Annotated in this window: 18 protein-coding genes; 13 read left to right on the forward strand and 5 right to left on the reverse strand. The window is 47.2% G+C overall.

Annotated elements, in window-relative coordinates; all coding sequences use genetic code 11:
* Positions 1-14: 14 nt before the first annotated feature.
* The 3 genes from C3B51_RS13105 to flgA all read right to left on the reverse strand — a co-directional run bounded on the left by C3B51_RS13105 (position 15) and on the right by flgA (position 1,559).
* Positions 15-443, reverse strand: coding sequence for a flagella synthesis protein FlgN (locus C3B51_RS13105; protein WP_130245318.1), 429 nt, complete (start codon positions 441-443; stop codon positions 15-17).
* A 7-nt stretch (positions 444-450) separates the two neighbouring features.
* Entirely contained in the window at positions 451-774 is a 324-nt protein-coding gene (gene flgM / locus C3B51_RS13110; protein WP_125721143.1) for a flagellar biosynthesis anti-sigma factor FlgM, read from the reverse strand.
* Between the two features lie 71 nt (positions 775-845).
* Entirely contained in the window at positions 846-1,559 is a 714-nt protein-coding gene (flgA, locus tag C3B51_RS13115; protein WP_130245319.1) for a flagellar basal body P-ring formation chaperone FlgA, read from the reverse strand.
* A 139-nt stretch (positions 1,560-1,698) separates the two neighbouring features.
* On the opposite strand from flgA, the gene C3B51_RS13120 reads away from it, so the two are divergent.
* From C3B51_RS13120 to C3B51_RS13145, 6 genes are all read left to right on the forward strand, one after another.
* A complete protein-coding gene (locus tag C3B51_RS13120) occupies positions 1,699-2,631 on the forward strand; it encodes a chemotaxis protein (RefSeq protein ID WP_125721139.1) in 933 nt (310 codons plus the stop codon).
* Between the two features lie 17 nt (positions 2,632-2,648).
* Positions 2,649-3,482: a CheR family methyltransferase gene (locus C3B51_RS13125; RefSeq protein ID WP_130245320.1), complete on the forward strand. Its 834-nt coding sequence runs from the start codon at positions 2,649-2,651 to the stop codon at positions 3,480-3,482.
* 231 nt (positions 3,483-3,713) lie between these two features.
* A complete protein-coding gene (locus tag C3B51_RS13130) occupies positions 3,714-3,965 on the forward strand; it encodes a hypothetical protein (RefSeq protein WP_125721135.1) in 252 nt (83 codons plus the stop codon).
* A gap of 726 nt (positions 3,966-4,691) precedes the next feature.
* Complete coding sequence (locus tag C3B51_RS13135) at positions 4,692-5,561, forward strand: helix-turn-helix domain-containing protein (RefSeq protein WP_130245321.1); 870 nt, start codon at positions 4,692-4,694, stop codon at positions 5,559-5,561.
* A 215-nt stretch (positions 5,562-5,776) separates the two neighbouring features.
* The gene (locus C3B51_RS13140) at positions 5,777-7,171 is read left to right on the forward strand and encodes a S41 family peptidase (RefSeq protein WP_130245322.1); all 1,395 of its coding nucleotides are present in this window, start codon (positions 5,777-5,779) and stop codon (positions 7,169-7,171) included.
* An 825-nt stretch (positions 7,172-7,996) separates the two neighbouring features.
* Complete coding sequence (locus C3B51_RS13145) at positions 7,997-9,574, forward strand: S8 family serine peptidase (protein WP_130245323.1); 1,578 nt, start codon at positions 7,997-7,999, stop codon at positions 9,572-9,574.
* A gap of 64 nt (positions 9,575-9,638) precedes the next feature.
* Here the strand turns inward: C3B51_RS13145 and C3B51_RS13150 are convergent, their stop codons facing one another.
* Entirely contained in the window at positions 9,639-9,920 is a 282-nt protein-coding gene (locus C3B51_RS13150) for a hypothetical protein (protein WP_130245324.1), read from the reverse strand.
* Between the two features lie 493 nt (positions 9,921-10,413).
* Between C3B51_RS13150 and C3B51_RS13155 the strand changes: the two genes are divergently transcribed.
* Positions 10,414-11,226: an arylamine N-acetyltransferase family protein gene (locus C3B51_RS13155; protein WP_130245325.1), complete on the forward strand. Its 813-nt coding sequence runs from the start codon at positions 10,414-10,416 to the stop codon at positions 11,224-11,226.
* 183 nt (positions 11,227-11,409) lie between these two features.
* Here the strand turns inward: C3B51_RS13155 and C3B51_RS13160 are convergent, their stop codons facing one another.
* Positions 11,410-11,904, reverse strand: coding sequence for a MarR family winged helix-turn-helix transcriptional regulator (locus tag C3B51_RS13160; RefSeq protein WP_130245326.1), 495 nt, complete (start codon positions 11,902-11,904; stop codon positions 11,410-11,412).
* 250 nt (positions 11,905-12,154) lie between these two features.
* Between C3B51_RS13160 and C3B51_RS13165 the strand changes: the two genes are divergently transcribed.
* The 6 genes from C3B51_RS13165 (at position 12,155) to C3B51_RS13190 (ending at position 22,815) form a co-directional block, all read left to right on the forward strand.
* On the forward strand, positions 12,155-16,030 hold the full coding sequence (locus C3B51_RS13165; RefSeq protein ID WP_130245327.1) for an amino acid adenylation domain-containing protein: 3,876 nt from the start codon (positions 12,155-12,157) through the stop codon (positions 16,028-16,030).
* A gap of 19 nt (positions 16,031-16,049) precedes the next feature.
* A complete protein-coding gene (locus C3B51_RS13170) occupies positions 16,050-16,274 on the forward strand; it encodes an indigoidine synthase IndC (RefSeq protein WP_130245328.1) in 225 nt (74 codons plus the stop codon).
* Between the two features lie 13 nt (positions 16,275-16,287).
* Entirely contained in the window at positions 16,288-17,235 is a 948-nt protein-coding gene (locus C3B51_RS13175; RefSeq protein WP_130245329.1) for a pseudouridine-5'-phosphate glycosidase, read from the forward strand.
* Positions 17,236-17,380: 145 nt separating this feature from the next.
* Positions 17,381-18,502, forward strand: coding sequence for an efflux RND transporter periplasmic adaptor subunit (locus C3B51_RS13180; protein ID WP_130245330.1), 1,122 nt, complete (start codon positions 17,381-17,383; stop codon positions 18,500-18,502).
* A complete protein-coding gene (locus C3B51_RS13185) occupies positions 18,499-21,588 on the forward strand; it encodes an efflux RND transporter permease subunit (protein ID WP_130245331.1) in 3,090 nt (1,029 codons plus the stop codon). The genes C3B51_RS13180 and C3B51_RS13185 overlap by 4 nt, the downstream gene beginning before the upstream one ends.
* A gap of 420 nt (positions 21,589-22,008) precedes the next feature.
* On the forward strand, positions 22,009-22,815 hold the full coding sequence (locus C3B51_RS13190; protein ID WP_130245332.1) for a hypothetical protein: 807 nt from the start codon (positions 22,009-22,011) through the stop codon (positions 22,813-22,815).
* The last annotated feature ends 224 nt before the right edge of the window (positions 22,816-23,039 follow it).

Consider the following 23,039-nt stretch of genomic DNA (forward strand, 5'->3'; position numbering starts at 1 on the left):
ATTAGCCTGAACACTCAGGCTTTAAGGTTTTTAACCAACTCACCCATATTAGAGACAACGCTACCGTCTTGCCCATAGGTCATCGAAGTGGGCGCGCCAATCAAAATGTCTTTTAGTTCGCGAACGCTCAGTTGCGCCTGGTGCGCAGCCTGGGCGTTAACGTCATTTTGTTTCTTGCAGCGTTGCAGTAAGTCTTTAACCTGTTCGGTTAATGGGGTGATTTCTTCGTGGCTGAACGTGGCTTGCGGGTATTTAGACAGGTCTTTGTCTAGCTTTTGCAGTTGATTTAGGGTCGTTAGCTTAGTGCGGGCGATTTCTTTAAGGTTGTCACCGTTACGAGAAGCAAGTGCTTCCAATTCATCATCCAGAAGCTGGGTCAGAGCTTCCAGAAGATTGATTTGCGCTGTTAGCTGGTGGGCACACAGTGCCGTTTGGTCGTCCACTTATACTCTATCCAAATAAATCGAACTCAAAGGCGGCAATATTTTTAGCCAGCTTTTCGCTGTCTACCTGATACTTGCCCTCGGCAATGGCTTTTTTCAGTTCATCGACTTTTTTATTGTCGAAAGACGGCGCCTGTTGCGCTTTTTCCTGCAACCCCTTAAGTTGCTGAGCTTGCGGCGTCAGACTCACTGAGTCGGCGGCAGCTTTGGCCTGCGCTTGAGGTTTAGCAGTGGTGTTACTTGCTTCATTTCTTTGTAATTCAGCACGTTGTTGCTTTGCATTCGTTGCAACATTGTTCGGCTGATTTTGACCGTTAATGTTGTTTACCATGATGATGACCCGTTAGTTAAATTGCTTCAGCCTTTATATCGGCAAGCCATTAGCTTACTTTAGCAAAAAAATCAGATTTTGACTGCTACTGAATCAACATCTTTTACCCGCGCAAGCACCGTTTTTCCTGATTTTGCATTTTTGACTCGGATTTGCTCTCCTAAGTTCCCATCCTGCAAAGCAATGCCATTGGTTTTAATCATAAGTGTGCCATCACTGGCCAGAATTGTCACGTTATCCCCCTTGCAAATCATACAAATCTGAAACATGCTGAGCGGCTTACCCTGCTGGATGCGGCGTTTGGTTTTACTACCTACAAGCAAGGTCATGTCGTCAACGTTCGCCGCCCGCACAAAGTGCTTGGGTCGCATCTCGATTGTTAAATCCTCTGCAGTTAACAACACGCCTTTATCAAGCATTCTGGTGCTGACAATCACAGGTAACAGTGTTTCGATTTTTACATGAACAAACTGGACCCAGGATTCCAGGTCGTCACAGCGTACCATGACCGTCACCTGACGGTTAAAGGGCGGGCTGGACTTAGTGCCAACCTGCAGTGGTTGCTGACATTGACGTTCAGGAATGCGGGTATCCAGTGGTAGCGCTGTAACGTGCTGTTCTTCTTCCGCCTGAATGGGTTGTGGGATCTGCGTTGCAATAAAATCTATTGCTAATTTTTCAATGTCTTTTGACTCATAGGTTTGACCATAAGCAAATGACGTGGCTAAAAAATATGCCACTATGGGAAAGAAATATACGGATAATGTAATTTTTAACAAACTCATGATGTTTCGACTATGCTTATGGGGTGAAACAAGGTATAAAGATTTTGCGTGATTTGCCTCACCGCTTCAAGGGCGACTTTGAATGGTAGAGTACAAGCAAACATTGTTCCGATAAGCAGTTTTATAGCAGGAGAATGACATGGCAGGTATTTTGGACTCAGTAAACCAACGAACGCAGTTGGTGGGTCAAAACCGACTTGAACTTTTACTATTTCGCCTCAGAGGGCGCCAACGCTTTGGGATCAATGTATTCAAAGTGAGAGAGGTACTGCAGTGCCCACCCCTGACGGCAATGCCCAAGTCCAATGCATTTATCAGAGGCGTTGCACACATTCGGGGGCAAACCATTTCCGTGATTGACATGTCTTTGGCTGTCGGCGGACCGCCGATTGAAAATATTAAAGACTGCTTCATTATCATTGCCGAGTATAACCGCTCAGTACAGGGGTTTTTGGTCGGTGCGGTTGAGCGCATAGTGAACATGAACTGGGAAAAAATAATGCCACCGCCTTCAGGCGCTGGTCGTTATTCCTATTTGACCGCAGTTACAGAGATTGAAAATGAGCTGGTTGAGATCCTCGACGTAGAAAAGATCCTCAACGAGATCTGCCCCATTAACACAGAAGTGAGTCAAGAAATTGTCGCCGACGGTGAAATGCAGCGAGACCTGGGCGAGCGCATTGTCTTTATTGCAGACGATTCTGCGGTAGCACGTAATCAGGTCAAGCGCGCACTGGAGCCGTTAGGTGTGCAGACTGAGCTGGCCAAAAATGGTAAAGAAGCCCTGATCCGTTTAAAAGAAATAGCGGAGATGGATTGCCAGCATGATGTCACCGAACGCGTGGGTTTGTTGATCTCGGACGTTGAAATGCCTGAAATGGATGGCTACACCCTTACCGCAGAGATAAAAGCGGATCCTAAACTGGCGCCTTTGCATGTTATTTTACATACTTCATTGAGTGGCGTATTTAACCACGCAATGATCGAAAAGGTCGGTGCTGATGACTTTATTGCTAAATTTAACCCCGATGAATTGGCAACAGCCGTGAAGAAATGGGTTCATTGCGATTAATTAGTGGCGGTAATACTTTGGAAAATAAACACTTAGAACAAAGCGAGTATGACCAGTTTCGCACTTTTTTAGAACAACAGTGTGGGATTGTACTGGGCGACAACAAACTTTATTTAGTAAAAAGCCGACTGGCGCCCTTAATGTCTCGTTTTGGCGTTGACTCTCTGTCAGCTTTGGTTAGTAAAACGCTCAGTCCGCATGAGCGGCAATTGCGTGCCGCTGTGGTGGATGCGATGACCACTAACGAAACTCTGTGGTTTCGTGATCAATATCCCTTTGAGCTACTTAAAACAAAGATCTTCTCTGAATTTAAAGATCTGCGTCGTCCCGTTAAGATTTGGTCTGCGGCCAGCTCATCCGGGCAGGAACCTTATTCTATTGCCATGTCGGCCAATGAGTATCAGACGTCAAACCCAGGTGCATTGAAAATGGGTGTGCAGATCGTTGGTACAGATATTTCAAATACCATGCTGGATATGTGCAAAAATGCCGAGTACGATGCGCTGGCATTGGCACGCGGTTTATCACCGGAACGTAAAAAGAAGTTCTTTACAGACAGTGGTAACGGGATGGCGAAAGTGAATGAGCCAATTCGCCGTATGGTTAACTTCAGACATTTAAATCTGCTTGACTCTTATGCATTGCTGGGCAAGTTTGATGTGATTTTCTGTCGTAACGTACTGATCTACTTCTCGCCGGATGTTAAAGCGAAAATCATTAGCCAGTTTGCCCAGGCGCTCAACCCCAAAGGATACTTGTTCCTTGGCGCGTCTGAATCTATGGCGGGCCTGAATAACGACTTTGATATGCTGCGCTGTAACCCGGGTATCATTTACCAGAAAAAAACCTAATCTTTTTGTCGGCCGCTCTGTGCGGCCCGCTTATTCCTGCTAAGTATTCTTCAGCAGCCACTTCATACAGACAAACTCATAGCGCTAATCTCATAGAGCCTAGCTGTGTATATACTTGCAACGATGGCAAACTTCGCTAATACAGATACATCTAGGCGGTCTTGCTATGTCCAGCCTGGATGATCCCAGATATACTGCATTGTATTAAGTACTAAACCTTTACCGTGATTTATGGCGAAACCCAATAAAAAAGGCCCCATCAGAACCGTCGATATTTTTTGTGCCAACTGTAAGACTCCGTTGTATAAATACCGAAAGGGTGGAAAAGGCGCACTGGTAAAATGCTTTAAAGAACGGATTGTAACGGATCACACTAAGCTTGGCGGTGTGTGTCCGGGTTGTGACACTGTGTTTGCCCGAGATACGCTGGTGCGTGGCACACCTGCCTTTAAAATGATTGGTGGCAAAGTGTTTTGTAAATAAGCCCTGCACTTATTTGTGCCATCTTTCCATGATTTTAATAACAAGGGTAAGAACAACAAAAAAATAGTTTGTTCGAGTAAAGGTGGTTGATGTGAGTGTGCTTTTAGCAGTTTCTTTGTCAGTAATTTTAACGGTAGGCCACGTTGCCATCAGGTTTTTCGACTGGGTTAATAACTATCGCTATGTTTATATGCTCCAGTTTGGCGCGTTTTTTACTAGTTTTTCTGTTGCTGAACGTTTCCTAAGTGGCAACGATACACATTTTACTCTGGGGTGTATTGGGTTCCTACTCACTGTATTTAATCTATTTTTAATGTTTTCTAAGTGGCGAAACTGAGCTACTTTAAGTCGCATTGCAAAGTAGAGCTTGTGTTAGGAGGTAATATGGGAAACCCTTTGGGGGTTGCTCTCTTAATTTTTGCAGTTGCCGCTTTTTCGTATGGTGCAAATTGCATGTTTCAGTTCTTCATAGGCTTTTGGGGAGAAAGAAGCATAAAAGTAGGTTGTCTGTTGAAAGGTATTATTTCAATTCTCACCGCGTTTTTCATATTCGTTGTTATAACCAGCAACGCGGAATACTTTGAACTTAAGCGCGTCGAACCTAACTCCACTAAACTCGCGACAGAGTAGCCTTTGCCCCTCACCTACGCAAAAAACAGGCTGGCGTACATGTGCGTTAGTCAATTACTATAACAGGCAATAAGAACGCATTGATGCGATAAAACAGTGGAACAGTTTGACTACAAAGAAATCTTGCCTCCTGACTGGCTATCTTCTTTTGTGGAGCCGTTTTGGATCCGCAGGGTGTCTGGCTGCGCCTCATTTTTTCCACAAGGTGTGTTTGAGCTCCTGTTTCATAGTATGCCATTGACATACTCGTCTGTGATCCATGAACCAAAAGCCGTGCCTGCCGGTGTCAGTCTTGTGGGACAGCAGTTAACAGCATATAAAATTTCGAGTGCGCAGCCACAATGGGTAGTTGGGGTGAGGTTAAAACCTTTTGCATATTTTCAGCCCCAGCAGGCAGCTGCATCAGAGGTTAAAAACACCATTGAAAGTATGCAGCATGTGTTTGGTAATAGTCGGGAGTTAGACACAGTACTCGAGTGGTTAAAGGCTTGCCCGGAGCAGTTACCTGAAACCCAGTTTCAGCGCATCATGGCAACGTTAATGCCTTGGCTAAAAAGACTATTTTATTGTCCAGATTTTACCTTTCCAGAGCGGCTGAGGGCGAAAACTAACACCATTCTTGATGCGCGAGGCAATATTCTGATTGCAGATATTTGCGAACAGTTTGAGATTAGTAAAGTGACTTTGCGTAATCACTTTGTGTCAAAAATTGGCTTGTCACCTAAAGAGTTATGCAAAGTATGGCGGATGAACAGCTTTTTACTCAATGCCTCGCACTATCCGGGTGACCTGACTGGCGCGGCTTTGGCATCCGGATACTTTGATCAGGCACACTTAAATAGAGAGTTTAAGGCTGTGATTGGCCTGACACCCAAAGCTTATTTAACGGCGCAAAATGGCTATGATAAGCATCAGTCATCTCAGGTTGTGTATAGTCGTTTTATTGGCCACTATGACCCTTTCTGAGTCCTTTACTTTTTTACGGCTGTGATTGGCCTGACATCCAAAGCTTATTTAACGGCTCACAATATGATGGCTATGATAAGCATCAGTCATTTCAGGTTGTGTATAGTCGTTTTATTGGCCACTATGACCCTTTTTGAGTCCTTTACTTTTTTACAATTCATTTTTTGCGAAATAGCCAAGAATAGGGAAAACAAACAAAACAGTGAGTTTTACCTATGAATTTAAAACATCTAACAACAGCCGCAGCTGTATTAATGGTGGGGCTGATTGGCACACCGTCATATGCAAATGCGATAACACAAGGTGAAAAAGCTGCTGCGATTGAAAAGATAACTCAGTTGATGAGTGAGCATTATGTCTTTCCTGAGGTCGCTGCACAGACTAATCGTAAGTTACACAAGGCTTTTCAAGCCGGTCACTTCGCGTCTATGCAAGATCATGCATCATTCTCCAAGGCTTTGACCGAGTGGTTAAGAGCAACGGCAAAAGACGGGCATTTAAGAGTACGTGCCAATCCCGTAGGTGAACAGATCACCGGGATCGAATCTTCAATACGCGACAACTTACTCAAACCCACGCGCCACAAGTTCTTAAATTATGGTGTACTTAGTGCAACTGTATTAGAGAACAATATTGGCTATATAGATTTACGTGCATTTTATCGCTTAGCTGACAGCAAACCCTATATCGATGCAGCAATGAAGATGATGGCAAAAACCGATGCCGTGATCATTGATCTGCGAAAAAACGGAGGAGGATCGCCACGAACGGTCCAGTACTTGTGTAGCTACTTTTTTGATGAAAAGTTTCTGCTGAACAGCCTTTATTTTCGCGAGGGTAATGAAACAACGGATTACTACGTGTTAGATAAAGTCGGTGGCGAGAAAATGCCTGATGTGCCCCTTTACGTTTTGACCAGCACTAAGACCTATTCCGCTGCAGAAGAATTTAGCTATAACATGTTGACCAGAAAGCGGGCGACACTCGTCGGTGAAACGACCGGCGGGGCCGCCAATCCTGGAGGTATGTTCACGATCAATGATGAGCTGCGCATGTTTATTGCGACAGGTACTGCCATTAACCCTGTTACCCAATCAAACTGGGAAACGGTTGGCGTGAAACCGACCGTGGAAATTGGGGCAGACGACGCGCTGGATAAAGCCATTGAAATGGCGAATGAAGTGGTTGAGAAAAACTGGCTGGCCGAGCAGTCCCGACGGGAAATTGAGATAGATCGGCTGCTTGCTTTATTGCAAAAAGTAAGGCTGAGCGATAAGCCCATCGCTGACATTAAATCTGCCTATGCAGGCAAGGTCTCAGAACTGGCAAAGAGCTTACCTGAGCCAGATCGGGTGATTGCCGAATTGGCCTACGAATATTGGGACAAAGAGTCAAAATATGCTGTGTTTCTATTTGATGTAGCGGTGCGGCTGAATAATCAAAATATGTACTTTTTCGCCTACTGGGCCAGAGCGCTTGCCAGGCTTGACAACATGCCGCAGGCAATAAGTGTGCTCAAGCAGGGATTGAAGCTGGCTGCTGATAAGGAAGACAAACAAATGCTGTTAAGTACTTTAGCTGAGCTGGAAAAATCTGCAGTTAAGCTTTAATTGCGAGGTTACATCCAGCAGGGTGGGTTACATGGCGTCGGGTTGCATGGACATCCACCCAAAATTAAGAGGTTTACAGGGCTGTGGAGGCACATCGCAGCAGCTTTGCTGGATTGCTCAGAAGCGGTTGCATGGAGGAAGGTTGCATGGACACCCACCCAAAATTGATAGGTTTACAGGGCTGTGGAAGTACATCGTAGCAGCTTTGCTCAGGTTTCTTGGCGCTAACCTGAAGCCACTAATTATCATTAAAAATGACCTCCCTCAAAAGAGGAAGGTTGCATGGACACCCACCCAAAATTGATAGGTTTACAGGGCTGTGGAAGTACATCGTAGCAGCTTTGCTCAGGTTTCTTGGCGCTAACCTGAAGCCACTAATTATCATTAAAAATGACCTCCCTCAAAATGAGGTGGGCTCAAGTGGAGCCCATCAATTTCTACACTGAATATTCTTCATAATTTAATCTTAGTTCTCTGAAGTTCATCCCCTATGTGCTGTTTGAGCTGTAATTTTCCATCAATTTCTGTCAAGCGGAATTACGTTTGGATCATAATTTTTACATTAAAGATCAATATTTATGTCATTTTTAACAGTTGACCAAAGGAAATGTTATAACAGTTTTTTCGTTTGTATGTTGCTTTTTGAACTTTCCAGTTGCTACCTTTATTAACAGTTTTACAACACAAAACTGACATGTTTATCGCGGTAGATGGCCTTGTTGTATCGGTACAAGTAGTTAAACCACTTGTTCGCCTCGCCTTTCAGGGCAGGTATTTAAGTGCATTGTCAGTTAGAAAAAAGTGATAATACAACAAGGAGAAGACATGAGTACCAAACGCTTCAAACTAACAACGCTATCTACTTTAATGCTGACTGCGATGAGCTTGCCGGCCTTAGCGCAAGTACCTGTTTTTCAAGGTCAAACAGAAGATGCTAAGTTGCAGATCAAGTCTAAAAAAAGCGACAGTAATCGCTACATTATTCGCTTTAAAGAAGAGTTGTCTGGTGGCAAAAATAGTTTTAATAATTTTATTGCGCTCAACTATTTGTTTACAGCGGGCGCCGAGCCACTGTTTGCACTTAATGGCCTGCAAGCTATGGTGGCGGAACTGGACGAGTATAGCTTGGAAACACTGCGCAGCTTTTCGTCTGTTGAATCGATTGAAATAGACCCCAAACGTTACGTGTTGCCACTGGCAAAGTCGGCGAGTCAAATCGTGCCTTTTGCGCAGAGCACACCTTACGGTATTACCATGGTGCAAGGTCACTTACTGCCCCAGTCTAATACCTCCGCCAGAAAAGTCTGTGTGATTGACACGGGTTATAACCTCGGTCACCCGGATTTACCCTATGGCAATGTCACCGGGGTTGCGAACAACAGTGCAGTTGGTCAGTGGAACAATGACGGCAACGGTCATGGTACTCATGTTGCGGGTACTATTGCGGCAGAAGACAATAATCAAGGCGTGGTAGGCGTATACCCGGGCGTTGATTTACACATAGTCAAAATTTTTGATGACAATGGACAGTGGACCTATGCTTCTAACCTGGTGAATGCCATTCAGCAGTGTAAAGATGGCGGTGCTCAGGTCGTCAACATGAGTCTGGGTGGCGGCAATTACTCCAACAGTGAAAATACTGCGATGCAGAACTTTGTAGACGGCGGTATGATCCTGGTGGCCGCAGCGGGTAATGGCGGTAACAGCTCAAAGTCTTATCCGGCGTCGTACAATTCGGTTATCTCTGTGGCATCTGTTACCTCAAGCGAGAGCCGCTCGTCGTTCTCTCAGTACAATGATCAGGTTGAACTGGCGGGCCCGGGCTCCAGCGTTAACTCTACCTATCCAACCAATACTTATCGCAGCTTAAGTGGTACGTCTATGGCGTCACCGCATGTTGCCGGTGTGGCGGCATTGGTATGGAGCCACAACAGCCAGTGTAACAACCAGCAGATCAGGGCTGCGCTCAATGCAACTGCCAAAGATAAAGGCGCAGCAGGGCGCGATAACTATTACGGACATGGTATTGTTCAGGCCAAAGCTGCATCAGATCACATTGCTGCGAACGGGTGTCAGGGTGATGACAATCCGGGTGGTGTAACGCCTGTCAATGGCTCATTGCCAAACCTGCAGGGTAGCCAAAATGCCTGGACGCACTACACCTGGGACATTCCACAGGGTGTGAAAGAGATGAACCTGACCATCACAGGTGGCACAGGGGATGCCGATTTGTACGTCAGATATAATGCCCAGCCTGACGCAAATAACTACACTTGTCGTCCCTGGAAGGATGGCAATGAAGAGCAGTGTGTCTTCACTAACCCAAGCGCGGGCGTGTGGCACATCAGTCTGTACGGTTACAACAGCTACAGTGGTGTGACATTAAACTACTCGTATAAGTAATCGGCAGCTTGCCGGGATTACCCAAAAATAAAGGCGCTCCGGGAGCGCCTTTTCATAAGCTCAATTATCGCACCCAGAGTAGTCCCCAGCGGGTGCCGTTACCAATTGCATTATAACTGCATCGTTGTGAGCCTTTAAACGCCGTGCTGAATTCACCATAAGCTAACCAGCATGCATGATGACCTGGATGAATATCACGCTGCCAGCCAACCACATTCATGTTATTGCGATAGTCACCATCTCCGTAATAAATACAACTTGTTGTGATGGCGCTGCCGGCATCGTAGGTTGCCCGGCAATCAGGTAGTGGGTTGTATTTGCACAGTGAGTTGTAGGTGCTGGGCACCGCTGGTGGCGATTACACCACCTAATTGTGTGTCGCTTACGAGCTCCCACTGAATATCAGCGGCAGCGTGAAAAGAAAAGCTTACAAGCAGTCGCGTTTTAAATTTGGTCATGAATTATCACTATTCTCATTTTGGTTATAATGGTCCGAATAGACACAACCGGCATTTGACGCAACAGTACATTACTTTATGGCTGAAGTGTGTGGAGGTTGTGATTTATATCAAGTAATGGGCTTGTTCATCATAAATATGCGTCAGGGTGAGCAGACAGTTACCAGGAAAGCGTTCAAAATTCTGTTTCAGTAGAGCAAGCTGGCCCGAGAGGGCAGCGCTGTCATCATGTGATCTTGTCAGGGGTTGAGATAACCCTGGCAGGATCCATGTAGCGTCAGCTTTGTCACAATTGCTGGTAAAAATTTAGTTTGTTTTCTTGACCTTAACTTAGGTTGAGGTTCTAGCCTTAAGTTAATCTCAAAGAAAAGGAAAAAGATCATGATGATTCAAGATTACATAAACTCGCTTCAATTAACTCAGCAGCATGCTTCGCTTGCACAGCTTAGGGAAATCCAGGAAAAACATCTTGAACTGTATAGTTTTTCAAGTATCAGTGCACTGGGCGCAGAAATAATATCGCTTCAGGAAGAAGCCTTGCTGGAGCGTCTGGTACATAGAAAAAAGGGTGGCTACTGTTTTGAGCAAAACAAACTGGCCTACCTGGCATTGGAGTATTTGGGCTATGAAGTTCAGCCATTGTTGGCCAAAGTACTGTTAAATGGCCAGGAAGACAATGCCAGAACACACAGGATCACTTTGGTCAAACTGGAAGGCGAAAGCTATTTATTTGATGTAGGATTTGGTTCCAAGTCACCCAAAGCCCCATTGTGCGTGTCTCAATCTGGTACCATCGCAGTGGGTAATTATCAATACAAAGTGACCCGAACCGAGTCTGATGTACGCATTGAACTATTTCAACCTGAGCAGGTTTGCTTGTACAGCGTGTCTCTGACGCCTGTCACAGAAAAGGATTTTGATGTGGTGCACTTTTACAGCCACCAGCATCCTGAGTCTAACTTTGTCAATAACCTGGTGTTATCCAGGGTTGTCAGCGGGCAACGCTTTACCTTGCGCAACTTAGTATACCGGGAGCTACACGAGGCCAGTCAATTCAGCACTGTGGTTGAAGTGACGTCGGCGCAGCAATTACTTTCCCTTATTCGCCAAAAGTTTTTACTCAATGTATGTACATCTGAGGCAGAGCGTTTGTTCTCCAGGGCTCAGAAAAGTATGAGACTGCAAAGCGCATAACCAAACTAATAAATACCCATAGCGGCAGCGTATTGACATTATCAATACGCCGCTGCTAAGACCGATTTTTTTGAGAGAAACAGGCCAAGGTGATGGCCAATGAGTTGATCATTTCAACCCAAAAAAAGGGGAGCGTAAAACGCTCCCCTTTTTTATGAACTGTGACAGCGCCTCGAAGCACACTCAGTGATGTAAATTGACAAGCAATTTTTTCAATAGATTTGCCAGTTGCTCCTTTTCTTCTTCCTCGAGTGGCGACAGTAAGTAGCGGCCTTTAGCGACATGTTCCGTGACCACTTCGTCTATCAGTTGCAAGCCCTGATCCGTCAAAGAGACCATCACACCCCGGCGGTCATTCGGGTCTGGGTTGCGTTTGACCAGATCCTTTGCTTCTAGCTTATCAATGCGGTTGGTCATTGAGCCGGAAGTCAGCATTAATGTTTGTAATAGCTGGTTAGGCGTTAATGTGTAAGGCTTGCCTGAACGACGTAATGTCGCCAGCACATCGAACTCACCACCGTTTAAACCAAACCGGCTGAACACACCATGTAGCTCTTTACTGAATATTGCATCCGTTCTGACCAGCCGGCCCATGATGGCCATAGGTGAGGGATCGATATCTGGCCTTTCTTTCTCCCATTGAGCAATTACGGTATCTACCAAATCATTTTTCTGCATAACAACTACTTCTCTGTTTTCTTTGATGGGTTAAAGATACTGCAAAACAAACTTGAAGGCAAGAGTTACCACATCAAATATCTTAACAAAAAGTATGTTGACATTAAGATATATTTATTTATCTTAGTATGGAACTTGTTGCATAGGATTTAGCTACTAGGCTTTGAAGCTAAAGTTGGGAAGTAGCATCAAGTGGATATGTGAAGACTTAGAAACTTAGATGAACGAAATATAATTAAGGGATTGAGAAATGAACTTACTAAACTTACCGAACACGCATCAGCCAGCCCAGGGTGTAACGCTTGCTGAAGCAGAGATAAATGCAAACAATCTCATCGAACTATTACGCCATCAGGTTGCGATACAGCCAGACGCGGTAGCTGTGGTCGGTCATCATAACAAGATGACCTTTGCACAGCTCGACCTGCGCGCCCAGCAGATTGCTGCGACGCTACAACAATTGGGTGCCAAACCCGATGAATATATAGGCTTATTTGTTGAGCCTTCAGATGAGTTAGTGGTTGGTGTTTGGGGCAGCTTATATGCCGGGTGCGGTTACTTACCTTTGTCGCCTGAATACCCCGACAAACGGGTTTTGCACATGGTGACAGACTCAAAAACACACCTGATCCTGACGCAATCGCACCTCAAAGAAAAGCTCCTCTCGCTTGTCGGGCCGACAGTCACTGTGATCTGCCTGGAAGAGCTTGGCTGCGAACAGACGTATTGCGCACCCGTTGCTCCGGAAAATCTGGCATACATGATTTATACCTCGGGCAGCACCGGGACACCGAAAGGCGTCATGATTGAACACGGTAATATAGTTAATCAGATGTGCTGGCTTCGTCAGCAGTTTGGTTTTGATAACAGTACGCGCATTATTCAGAAAACGCCATTTAGCTTTGATGCAGCGCAATGGGAGATCCTGGCGTGTGCCATGGGTGCCTGTGTGGTGGCGAGTGAGCCTGGCATGTATCGTGACCCTATGGCACTCATTGATGCCATGATAGAAAACGAAGTCACTGTTTTACAATGTGTTCCAACCTTGCTGCAGGCTTTGCTGGACACACCAGGGATCCAGCTTTGTAGCTCACTGCGGCACGTCTTTAGTGGCGGTGAGACACTTACCAAGCAATTGGCTGCCCAGTTTTTTGAAGAACTACCAGGGCTGAAGTTAACCAACCTTTATGGTCCGACTGAATGTACCATTAACTCATCCAGCTACACGGTGACACAAAGTACCCTGGAGCAAGACTTTGAGGCCATTTCAATCGGTCAGGCGGTAGCAAACACCCGGTATTATGTGCTGGATGATGAATTACAGCATGTCGTTGCGGGCGAATCTGGAGAGCTATACATCAGTGGTGCTCAGATTGCGCGAGGGTATTTCGACAGAGCAGAGATCACCAAAGAGCGTTTTATTCCCAATCCGCACAGCGATGAGCCACAACATAGTGTGTTGTATCGCAGTGGTGATGTGGTCAAACTGGATGAGCAGGGCAATGCACACTTCCTTGGTCGTGTTGATAATCAGGTCAAACTGCGTGGCTATCGGGTTGAGCTGGATGAGATCCGATTAGCTATAGAAAAACACGACTGGGTTAAAAACGCGGCCATGGTGATCAAAAATGATGAGCGAACTGGGTTTCAAAACCTGATCGCCTGCATCGAGCTGAACAAACGAGAAGCCGCGGTGATGGATCAGGGTAATCATGGTGAGCATCACCAGTCAAAGAAAAACAAACTACAGGTTAAAGCACAGCTCTCTAACGCGGGTTTCCGCGCAGCTGAGGTACTCAAAAATGAGCCGTCTTTTGAATTACCAAACAAACAGCCAACGCAGGGACAGACCGAAACCGTTTTTGCGCGCAAAACCTATCGCTTCTTTGAAGGGGGTGAGCTGACACAACAAGACATCATAGCATTATTGGCAGCGCCTCAGGGCGCAAGCAAGAACCTGAATGTGGCACAGCTAAGCTATGGTCAGTTTGGTCAAATCATGCGCTACTTTGGTCAGTTTAAAAGCGAGGAACGTTTGTTGCCAAAGTATGGCTATGCTTCACCGGGGGCACTGTATGCCACTCAGCTGTTTGTAGAGATCCATCAGCTCTTTGACCTGGATGCGGGCATTTACTACTACCATCCGGAGCAGCATGCACTGCACCTGGTGCGTCCGGTGGCAGAGCACAGCCAGGCTCAGCTGAAAGTCCATTTCCTGGGTAAACAGCAAGCTATCGAGCCGGTCTACAAAAACAATATTCTTGAAGTGTTGGAAATGGAAACTGGCCACATGCTGGGCTTGTTTGACCAGGTATTGCCGTTATTCGGGCTGGCTGTGGGGAAAGGCGAGTTCGCTCAGCCCATGCAGGAAATACTGGCACTTGAGCAGGACGATCAATATCTTGGCAGCTATGAGATCACGACCGCTGCACAGGCGCAGCCACTGCATGAAGTTGAAACCTTGGTACAGATCCAAGGTGTGGCCGGTCTTGAGAACGGTCAGTATTCGCTGCAGGACGGAGAATTTGTACAGCTGTCCGATAAGCTCATAGAGAAAAAGAGCGTGATTGCGATTAATCAACAGGTTTATGAGCGTGCCAGTTTTGGTATTTCCATGCTCAGCCACACCACAGAGGCATGGCGACACTATATCGACCTGGGACGACGGTTACAGCAGTTGCAAATGAACAAGTTAAACATCGGATTGATGTCATCAGGTTACAGCTCTAAAAGCGGGAATAACCTGCCATCGGCAGACCGCTTCAGCGATATTCTGGCGGAGCAGGGCAAAGCAATGAAGCCTTTCTATTTCTGTGTTGGCGGTAAAGTATCGGACGAGCAAATGCGCAGCGAAGGTATGAAGGAGGATTCTATTCACATGCGTGGCCCGGTAGAAATACTCAAAGACGATCTGCAAAGTCGCTTACCTAACTACATGGTGCCGAATCAGATTGTGGCGTTCGATGCGTTCCCGCAAACCGCGAATGGCAAGGTCGACTACATAGCCTTGCGTGACAGCGACAAGTTGTCTCAGCTGGGGAATGATGTGCCATACATTGAGCCGCGGAACCCACTCGAAGAGCACATTGCCGAGATCTGGAAGCAAACGCTGAAATGGGACAAGGCCTCAGTTAAAGACAACTTTTTTGAAAGTGGCGGTAACTCGCTTACTGCGGTGACCTTACTCAATCGCATTAATAAGGAGCTGAACCTTAATCTGCCAATGCAGACGTTGTTCCAGGCGCCCAGCATTGAAGATTTGGCCCAACATATTCAGGAAAGTGATCACGATACAGACAACCGACTGATCACACTTAATAACTCGTCGCAGGCAAGCAAAATATTCTGCTGGCCGGGTCTGGGTGGTTACCCCATGAGTCTTAAGCCTCTGGCCGAGAAAGTGGCTGATCAGGCTGAGTTTATTGGTGTACAGGCCCATGGTATTAATGCTCAGGAAGTGCCATACCAGACAATCAGCGAAATGGCCCGCGCCGATATCAAATTGCTAAAAGAAGCGCAGCCGCAAGGGCCTTATACGTTATGGGGATATTCATTTGGCGCCAGGGTAGCATTTGAAGTGGCCCATCAGTTAGAACAGGCGGGAGATGAAGTCAAAGACCTGTATCTGATTGCCCCAGGTTCACCTGAGTTACCACAGTTTGCTAGCCGGGCACGCGTACCTTGCTTCAGCTCAGGCGCATTCGTGACCATCTTGTTCTCGGTATTCTTCCAGAAGATCAGTGGGCCGGTGCTTGAAAAGTGTCTGGAAGTGGTCACAGATAAAGCCAGCTTTATTGACTTTGTGTGCACTAACCACCGCGCACTGAACCGGGACATGGTGAAGCGCATTGTCGATATTGTGGTGCAAACCTACGAGTTTAAATACACCTTCAATGAATTACTGGAGCGTAACGTTAAGGCACCTAAGGTGATATTCAAGGCGCAGGGAGATGATTACTCATTCCTTGAAAACATCCCAGGTTATGCAGAGGACGAAACCCGCACAATCCACCTAGAGGCTGACCATTATGCCTTGCTGAAACACCCAGGTGTTGAAGAGTTGTTTGACTGTATTGTTGATTACCAGAGCGAAGCCGAAGCGTTTAACCGCTTGATGAGCGCCTAACGAATTTAAGGAAAACACTATGCCACATGTAGATATTCATTATTTTGCTTGCCCGGTTTCTGATGTAGCGAAAGAAGCGATTGCACAAACCATCACGGCAATTTTGAGTAAAGAGCTCAATTGCGGCGAAGAAGTGATTTCAGTTGCCTTGTGTCCTCAAGTACCAGAGCACTGGCAGCAAAACGTATACCAGCCGTTAATTACGGCACAAAAAGATAAATTGATTAAATTCCCAAATTATTAAAAGGATATAAATTATGAACAACGTAACGATCCCATTAGTGATAAAACCTGAAGTTAAAGCGGCCCTGCAACAAGGCAAACCTGTTGTCGCGCTTGAGTCTAATGTCATCACCCACGGGCTGGATTATCCGGATAATCGCCTGACGGCATTGAAAGTAGAGGCGGCAGTGCGTGAGTCGGGGGCGGTGCCTGCCACAATCGGGATTGCTGACGGGAAATTCCTGATAGGTATGAACGAAGAGGAAATTGAACTGTTCGCAACAACGGCCAATATTCCAAAAGTGAGTACGCGTGATTTACCCGTAGTTTTGGCGAAGAAACAGCTCGGGGCTACCACAGTTGCCTCTTCGTTAATTGCGGCCGAGATGGCGGGCATTGATTTCTTCTCCTCGGCAGGCATTGGTGGTGTGCACCGTGGGGCGCAGGAAACCATGGATATTTCTTCAGATCTGATTCAGTTCACCCAGTCGCGTGTTGTCGTGGTGTGTGCAGGCGCTAAGAATATTCTTGATTTGGGCTTAACGCTGGAGTTTCTGGAGACCCACAATGTGCCGGTGATCTCTTATCAGTTTGATGATTTCCCTGCTTTTTACTGTCGCTCAAGTGGCTTTAAAGCGCCACAACGCGTTGATGACGCCGACTTATTGGCCGAAATCATTGAAACGCAATGGTGTTTAGATGATGGGCGCAGCGTGGTTATCACAACGCCGACCCGTGTAGAAGATGCCATTGACAGCGAAGAAGTAAATGATGCCATTAACGATGCAGTGCGTGCTGCAGAGGCGCAAGGGGTGAGTGGTAATGCAGTGACTAAATACATCATGAAAGCCATTGATAAAGTGACGAACGGGCGTTCTGCCGCAGCCAATTCAGCTGTGTTGATCAACACCGCGCGGGTTGCCGGGTATCTGGCTGTGGCGCACGCAAACCAGAAACAGCGTCAAAAAGAGAACGCGGCATAAGGAAAGACCAACAAAATACGTTGACAAAATTTTTTGGTCATATATCTTTATATAAAGATTCTTTGCTTGATGTATCTTTTTGCAAAGTTTGATTCAGGTGCAGCCTTCGGGCTGCGCCCCAAGGTAAAGGAATAAGGAGAAAGTCATGAATATTAAACCCTGGATTTCAACAGCAAGTGTTGTTGCCACATTGGTCGTAGGTAGTATCGCGCTCAAAGGGCGCATCATAGAAGCACGCAATACCGAGTTTTCAGAGCAAGCCGCCACGGTTGAAGCAATGCGTGTAGAGACGATGCCGTATCAGTCATACATAGACATCAGCGGTGTGATTAAAGCCCCCCAGACCATTAATCTGGTGAATGAAGTTGCAGGCAAAATTACCCAGCTGCATTTTAAATCGGGCGACTTGGTTAAAGCGGGTGAGCCCTTAGTTGAAATTGATCACGCAGAAGAACTGGCTCAACTGGCCGCGGCCAGGGCGCGCGTCACGCAGCAGGAAAGTACACTGGTTCGCTATCGCAACTTGCACGAGCGCAAAAAATTCAGCGACCAGCAGCTGGAAGAAGCCATCACCCAACTGGCAGAGTACCGTGCACAAGTTGACTTACTGACAGCACGCATCGAGAAAAAAATCATTAAGGCACCATTTACCGCCCGGGTTGGTATTCACGACCTTCAGATTGGTCAATACCTGGCACCAAACACAGTACTGACCAACATGGTTGGATTGCAGGAGCACATGTGGGTTGATTTTTCGGTACCACAAACGTATCAGGCACTGGCACTCAATACCCCGATCCGTGTCTCTCTAGTGGGTGACAAGGCAGCCCCACAAGTGGCGTATGTTGAATCGGTAGAGCCTGGCATGAGCGCCGCATCCAGACAGCTTAAATATCGTGCCCGCATTGAGCGCACGGAGCAGCTTAATGCGAATCAGCTGGTCAAGATAAGCCTGCCTGTTGGCACTGATCAGGAAGTCATCGCTGTGCCTTACCTGGCCATCGTTAAAGACCAACTGGGTGACTATGTTTATCTGTTGGAGAAAGATGAGCAGGGCACACTCAGAGCGACGCGCCAGCAAGTTGAATTGGGCGAGCGTTTGGGTGATATGGTGATGATCACCGATGGCCTGGAGGAAGACCGCCTGATTGCAAGTAGCGGGGCTTTTAAACTGCGCAGTGGGCTGAAGACCTTTGTTTCTGAACCTCAGCAATCACAGCAGGCAGTGGCGATGGAAGATACTCGCAAAGAAGGAGTTTCGCTATGAAAAATGCAGCCCACTTTATGGATAGATTTGTAACTATGCCGGTGCTGGCCGTGGTGTTATCCGCCATGATCTGCATCGGCGGGCTGTGGTCCGTATTGAAGATCACAGTGCTGCAATTTCCGAAGATTGAAAGTTCGTCTTTGGTGGTATCGACCACTTATATCGGCGCATCGGCTGATACAGTAAAAGGCTTTGTGACCGAACCCATAGAGCGTGTAACAGCCACGGTCCCCGGCATTGACTATGTGGAATCCACCACAACGGCTGGGGTCAGTACTGTAACTGCGTACCTGAACCTGAATGAAGACAGCTCCAAGGCACTGGCTGAGCTGACGGCTCGGCTGGGTCAGGTCAGCTACATGTTGCCGTCGGAGTCTGAAGATCCAGTTGTGACTGTGCAACGTGCCGACAGACCACACGCTTTATTCTATCTGAACATTGAAAACGAAGGCGTGTCGCTTATCCAGCTAACGGATTACTTGTCACGTCAGGTTACGCCGGTGCTCAATGGCATTGAAGGGGTACAGCGTGTTGCGATAGAAGGTAGCCGTACGCCGGCACTGCGAGTAGATTTGGACTCAGCGAAACTGGATGCATTTGGCCTGAGTGCCGACGAAGTGTACAGCGCACTGGCTGCAAACAACACGATTGCCACCCTGGGCTTTACTGAAACCAGCAAGCAACGTATTGACCTGGTGGCCAATACCCAGCTGAAAGACTTGAACGAATTTAAGCGCCTGGTGATCAGACAGGCAAACAACGAAACCATTTACCTGCGCGATATTGCAACGGTCAGGCTGGGCTCTGAGCAGCCCACCATCAGTGCCCGTTTAAGCCAGCAGGATACCGTGTATATCTCGGTCTGGCCGCTGCCTGGTGCGAACGAAATTGCCATTGGTGATGCCTTATATGCGATGACCGATGAAATCAATGAAACCCTGCCTGATGGCATTCGCATTAACTATGCCTACGACGGCACATTATATATGCGTGATGCACTGAACGAAATCTTCAAGACGCTGGTTGAAACCGTTGTATTGGTTGGCGCTGTGGTGCTGTTCATGATGGGCTCATTCAGAAGCGCCGCTGTGCCGCTGGTAACCATTCCGATTTCAATTCTGGGTGCGGTTGCTGCTATGTATGTGGTCGGTTTCTCTATGAACCTGCTGACCGTACTGGCCATTGTGTTATCAGTTGGCCTGGTAGTGGACGATGCCATCGTGGTGGTCGAAAACGTCTCACGGTACATTCGTGAAGGTAAGCCCAAATTGCAGGCTGCACTGGAAAGCTCCAGACAACTGTTTGTGCCTATTGTTTCGATGACGCTGACACTGGCGATGGTCTATCTGCCAATTGGTTTCCTGTCCGGGCTGACCGGGATCTTATTTAAAGAGTTTGCTTTTACACTGGCCATTGCCGTGGTGATTTCTGGATTTGTTGCTGTGACCTTGTCGCCTATTATGAGTGCGTATGTCACACCGCCGGGGGGTAAAGAAACTAAGCTGACACGCAAAGTAAACGGTGGATTTGACTGGCTACGTAAAAAGTATAAAACCGTACTGAGTGCTTCATTGAACTGGCGCAATCAAATTCTGTTGGGCGCCATGGTCCTAAGCCTGATGGTTGTGCCGTTTTTCACCGGCTCGAAAAAAGAGTTGGCCCCGGTTGAAGACCAAAGCCAGATTTACGTACTGGTACAGTCTCCGCCTGAGTCATCACTGACTTATAACGAAGACAACATGCATGGTGTGGTTGATACCTTACTCGACATGCCGGGCACGACGCAGATGTGGCAAAACATCTTCACCAACAGTGCATTTGGTGGTGTGGAGTTCATCAGCGCATCCAAGCGGGATTATACCACAATGTCATTGATCCCTGAGGTGTATGGTCGCCTGGCGCAATTACCGGGTATCAACCCGCTGCCTATTCTGCCTTCGCCTTTACCTACAGCGGGTCAGTTTGATGTGGAAATGGTGGTCAAATCGTCAGCCAGTTACGAAGAAATGAAACAGTATGCCGATCAGCTGATAGGCAGAGCGTTTGGCAGTGGCCACTTCCTGTATGCCGACACGGACCTGAAAATTGACTTGCCACAAATTGAGGTAACCCTGAAGCGTGAACAAATTGCAGATTTGGGTATGGACCTGGCCCATGTCAGTCGCCAGTTGGGAGTTTTGCTCTCTAACAACTATGTGAACCGCTTTGATGCAAGTGGTAAGGCTTACCAGGTTATCCCTGTGGTCGACAGCCAGATCAAAACGGATCCGTCGAAATTACTCAGCCTGCAAATCAAAGCGCACAACGGCACTATGGTTCCTTTGTCTGCCATTGCTGAAATCAACTGGACCACAGTACCGCGTCAGCTAAGCAGCTTTGGTCAGCAAAATGCGTTTCGTATCTTCGGTGGTGTGCTGCCAAGCTCAACCAAAGAGGCGGCACTAACGGCGCTGGAGGAAGCGGCCAAAGAAGTACTGCCTCCTTCTTACATGATTGATTATGCGGGTGAATCAAGACAAATCAGACAGCAAGGCAACAGTCTGCTGGGTGTCATGGCGGTGTCTTTGGTGATTGTTTATCTGCTACTAAGCATTCAGTTCAACAGCTTCAGAGATCCGCTGGTGGTCTTGCTGGGCAGCGTACCGCTGGCCATGATGGGCGCACTGGCACTGTCTTACTTTGAGCTGACCACGATGAATATTTACTCGCAGATTGGTTTAATTACTTTGATAGGCCTGATTGCGAAAAACGGTATCTTGATTGTGGAGTTTGCCAATCATTTACAAGAGGAAGGGCGCAATAAGCTGGATGCTGTGGTTGAATCAGCCGCCACCCGGTTACGTCCTATCCTGATGACCACCGCAGCAACCGTGCTGGGCCACTTCCCACTGATGCTGGTAACCGGCGCAGGGGCTGAGGCACGCAACAGCATAGGGATTATTCTGGTTGCAGGCATGATGGTAGGCACCTTATTTACCTTATTCGTATTACCGGCTTTCTACGTAAAACTTGCGACGCGTCGTGAGGCACGTAAGGCTCAAACTCAGGAGACTGTGAATGCAACGCCAACGCTTGCAATGAGCTAATCTGTAAACCGTTTAATATGCCGCAGAATTCGGGCTTCTAAGGCCCTAAGTCGCAGCAAAGCGCCAGCTTCCCCTGGCGCTTTTTTGCGTAAGCTGACTATGCAAACACTCGCTCAGAGTGCAACCAAAACTGACGAACTACTGCCTCACCCTGGACGCGTGCGAGCCGGGACCTACTGAGCATCGCGCAGAAATTCCTCAATGAAGACAAACCTGACAAACCACCGCGTCATCCCGGACGCTTGCGAGCCGGGATCTACTTAGATACCACGCAGTAGTTGTTCAATGAAGACAAACCTAACAAACAGCTCCGTCATCCCGGACGCATGCGAGCCGGGATCTACTTGAACCCCCGCAGTAGCACAAAATCACAGGCACCCAGCGTTGTCTTTGCTTGTTTAGTTGACAGTTTCAAATTGGATGTCCTCGAAGCTATCAACGGCGGGCTTAACGGCAGGCGCCGGACATGTGCTCAGAGGGATGGAGGCTTTTGCGGCGGCAGACAAGGCTGGTAATGCGATTAACGCCGTTAATGGTGCAGGCAAAGCGCTGGATGGGGTGTACAAACTCAGTAGCGCGGGTAAAGCGGCGCTGGGTGCCACCAGTGCGGTAAGTACGGTGGTTGCCAACAAGGTCGTGGGCAATGACACCAGTTTCAGGTGGGGCAATGTGGCGGCGTCGGCACTGACCTCGTATGCAGGTGGTAAGCTTGGGCTGGGCAACCCGGATAGTCTGGCAGGAGGCATGACCTCAGGCAATATGGTGTTTGATACAGCGGGAGGAATAGCCAACAGTGCACTGAGATACGGCTCAGACAAGCTATTTGGGAATGAGAGCAGCTGGAACTTTAGCAGTGTAGCGACGGATGCGTTTGGTAATGCGTTGGGGAATTCTATCGTTCAAGGTTTACAAAGCAAGCCTAAGCCACAAAATAGCGGTAACTCTAGCCAAGGTCAGAATAGTCAAAGTCCACAAGTAGCAGGTCAAAATGGTGCTACAGATCTGAACAAACGATACAAAGAAGGTGACTTCATTGGTTATCATGAAGATGGCCGTAAGATGTACGCTGGTTCAGTAGATAAAAATGGCCAAGTCATTTCACAAGTGATTCCACTAGAGCATGAAGCACCAATTATAGAAACTTCAACAAGTAGCTATGATTGGTTAGCTGGTTCTAATTTATGGAATAATAGCTTTATTGATTTGGGAGGCTTGAATAATCTTTAGTATAAGAAGTCTTTCAACTTTAGTTCTTATCAAGAAGCACAGTTCAATAATCCGGTTCGAGAGCGTGGGTTCTTTGGTCGTAAACTAGATAGCTTTAATCAATGGAAAACCGACGTATTTAACTCATACGAGGATCTTGCAATTACAAGCGGTGGAGGCTTTGGAACCGCAGCTGTAGCATTCTTAGAGACTCCAAGCAGACTAGGTCTTGGTGTACTTGAGGG

This window comes from Pseudoalteromonas rubra, from assembly GCF_004212645.1.
GTDB classification, from domain to species: Bacteria; Pseudomonadota; Gammaproteobacteria; order Enterobacterales; family Alteromonadaceae; genus Pseudoalteromonas; species Pseudoalteromonas rubra_G.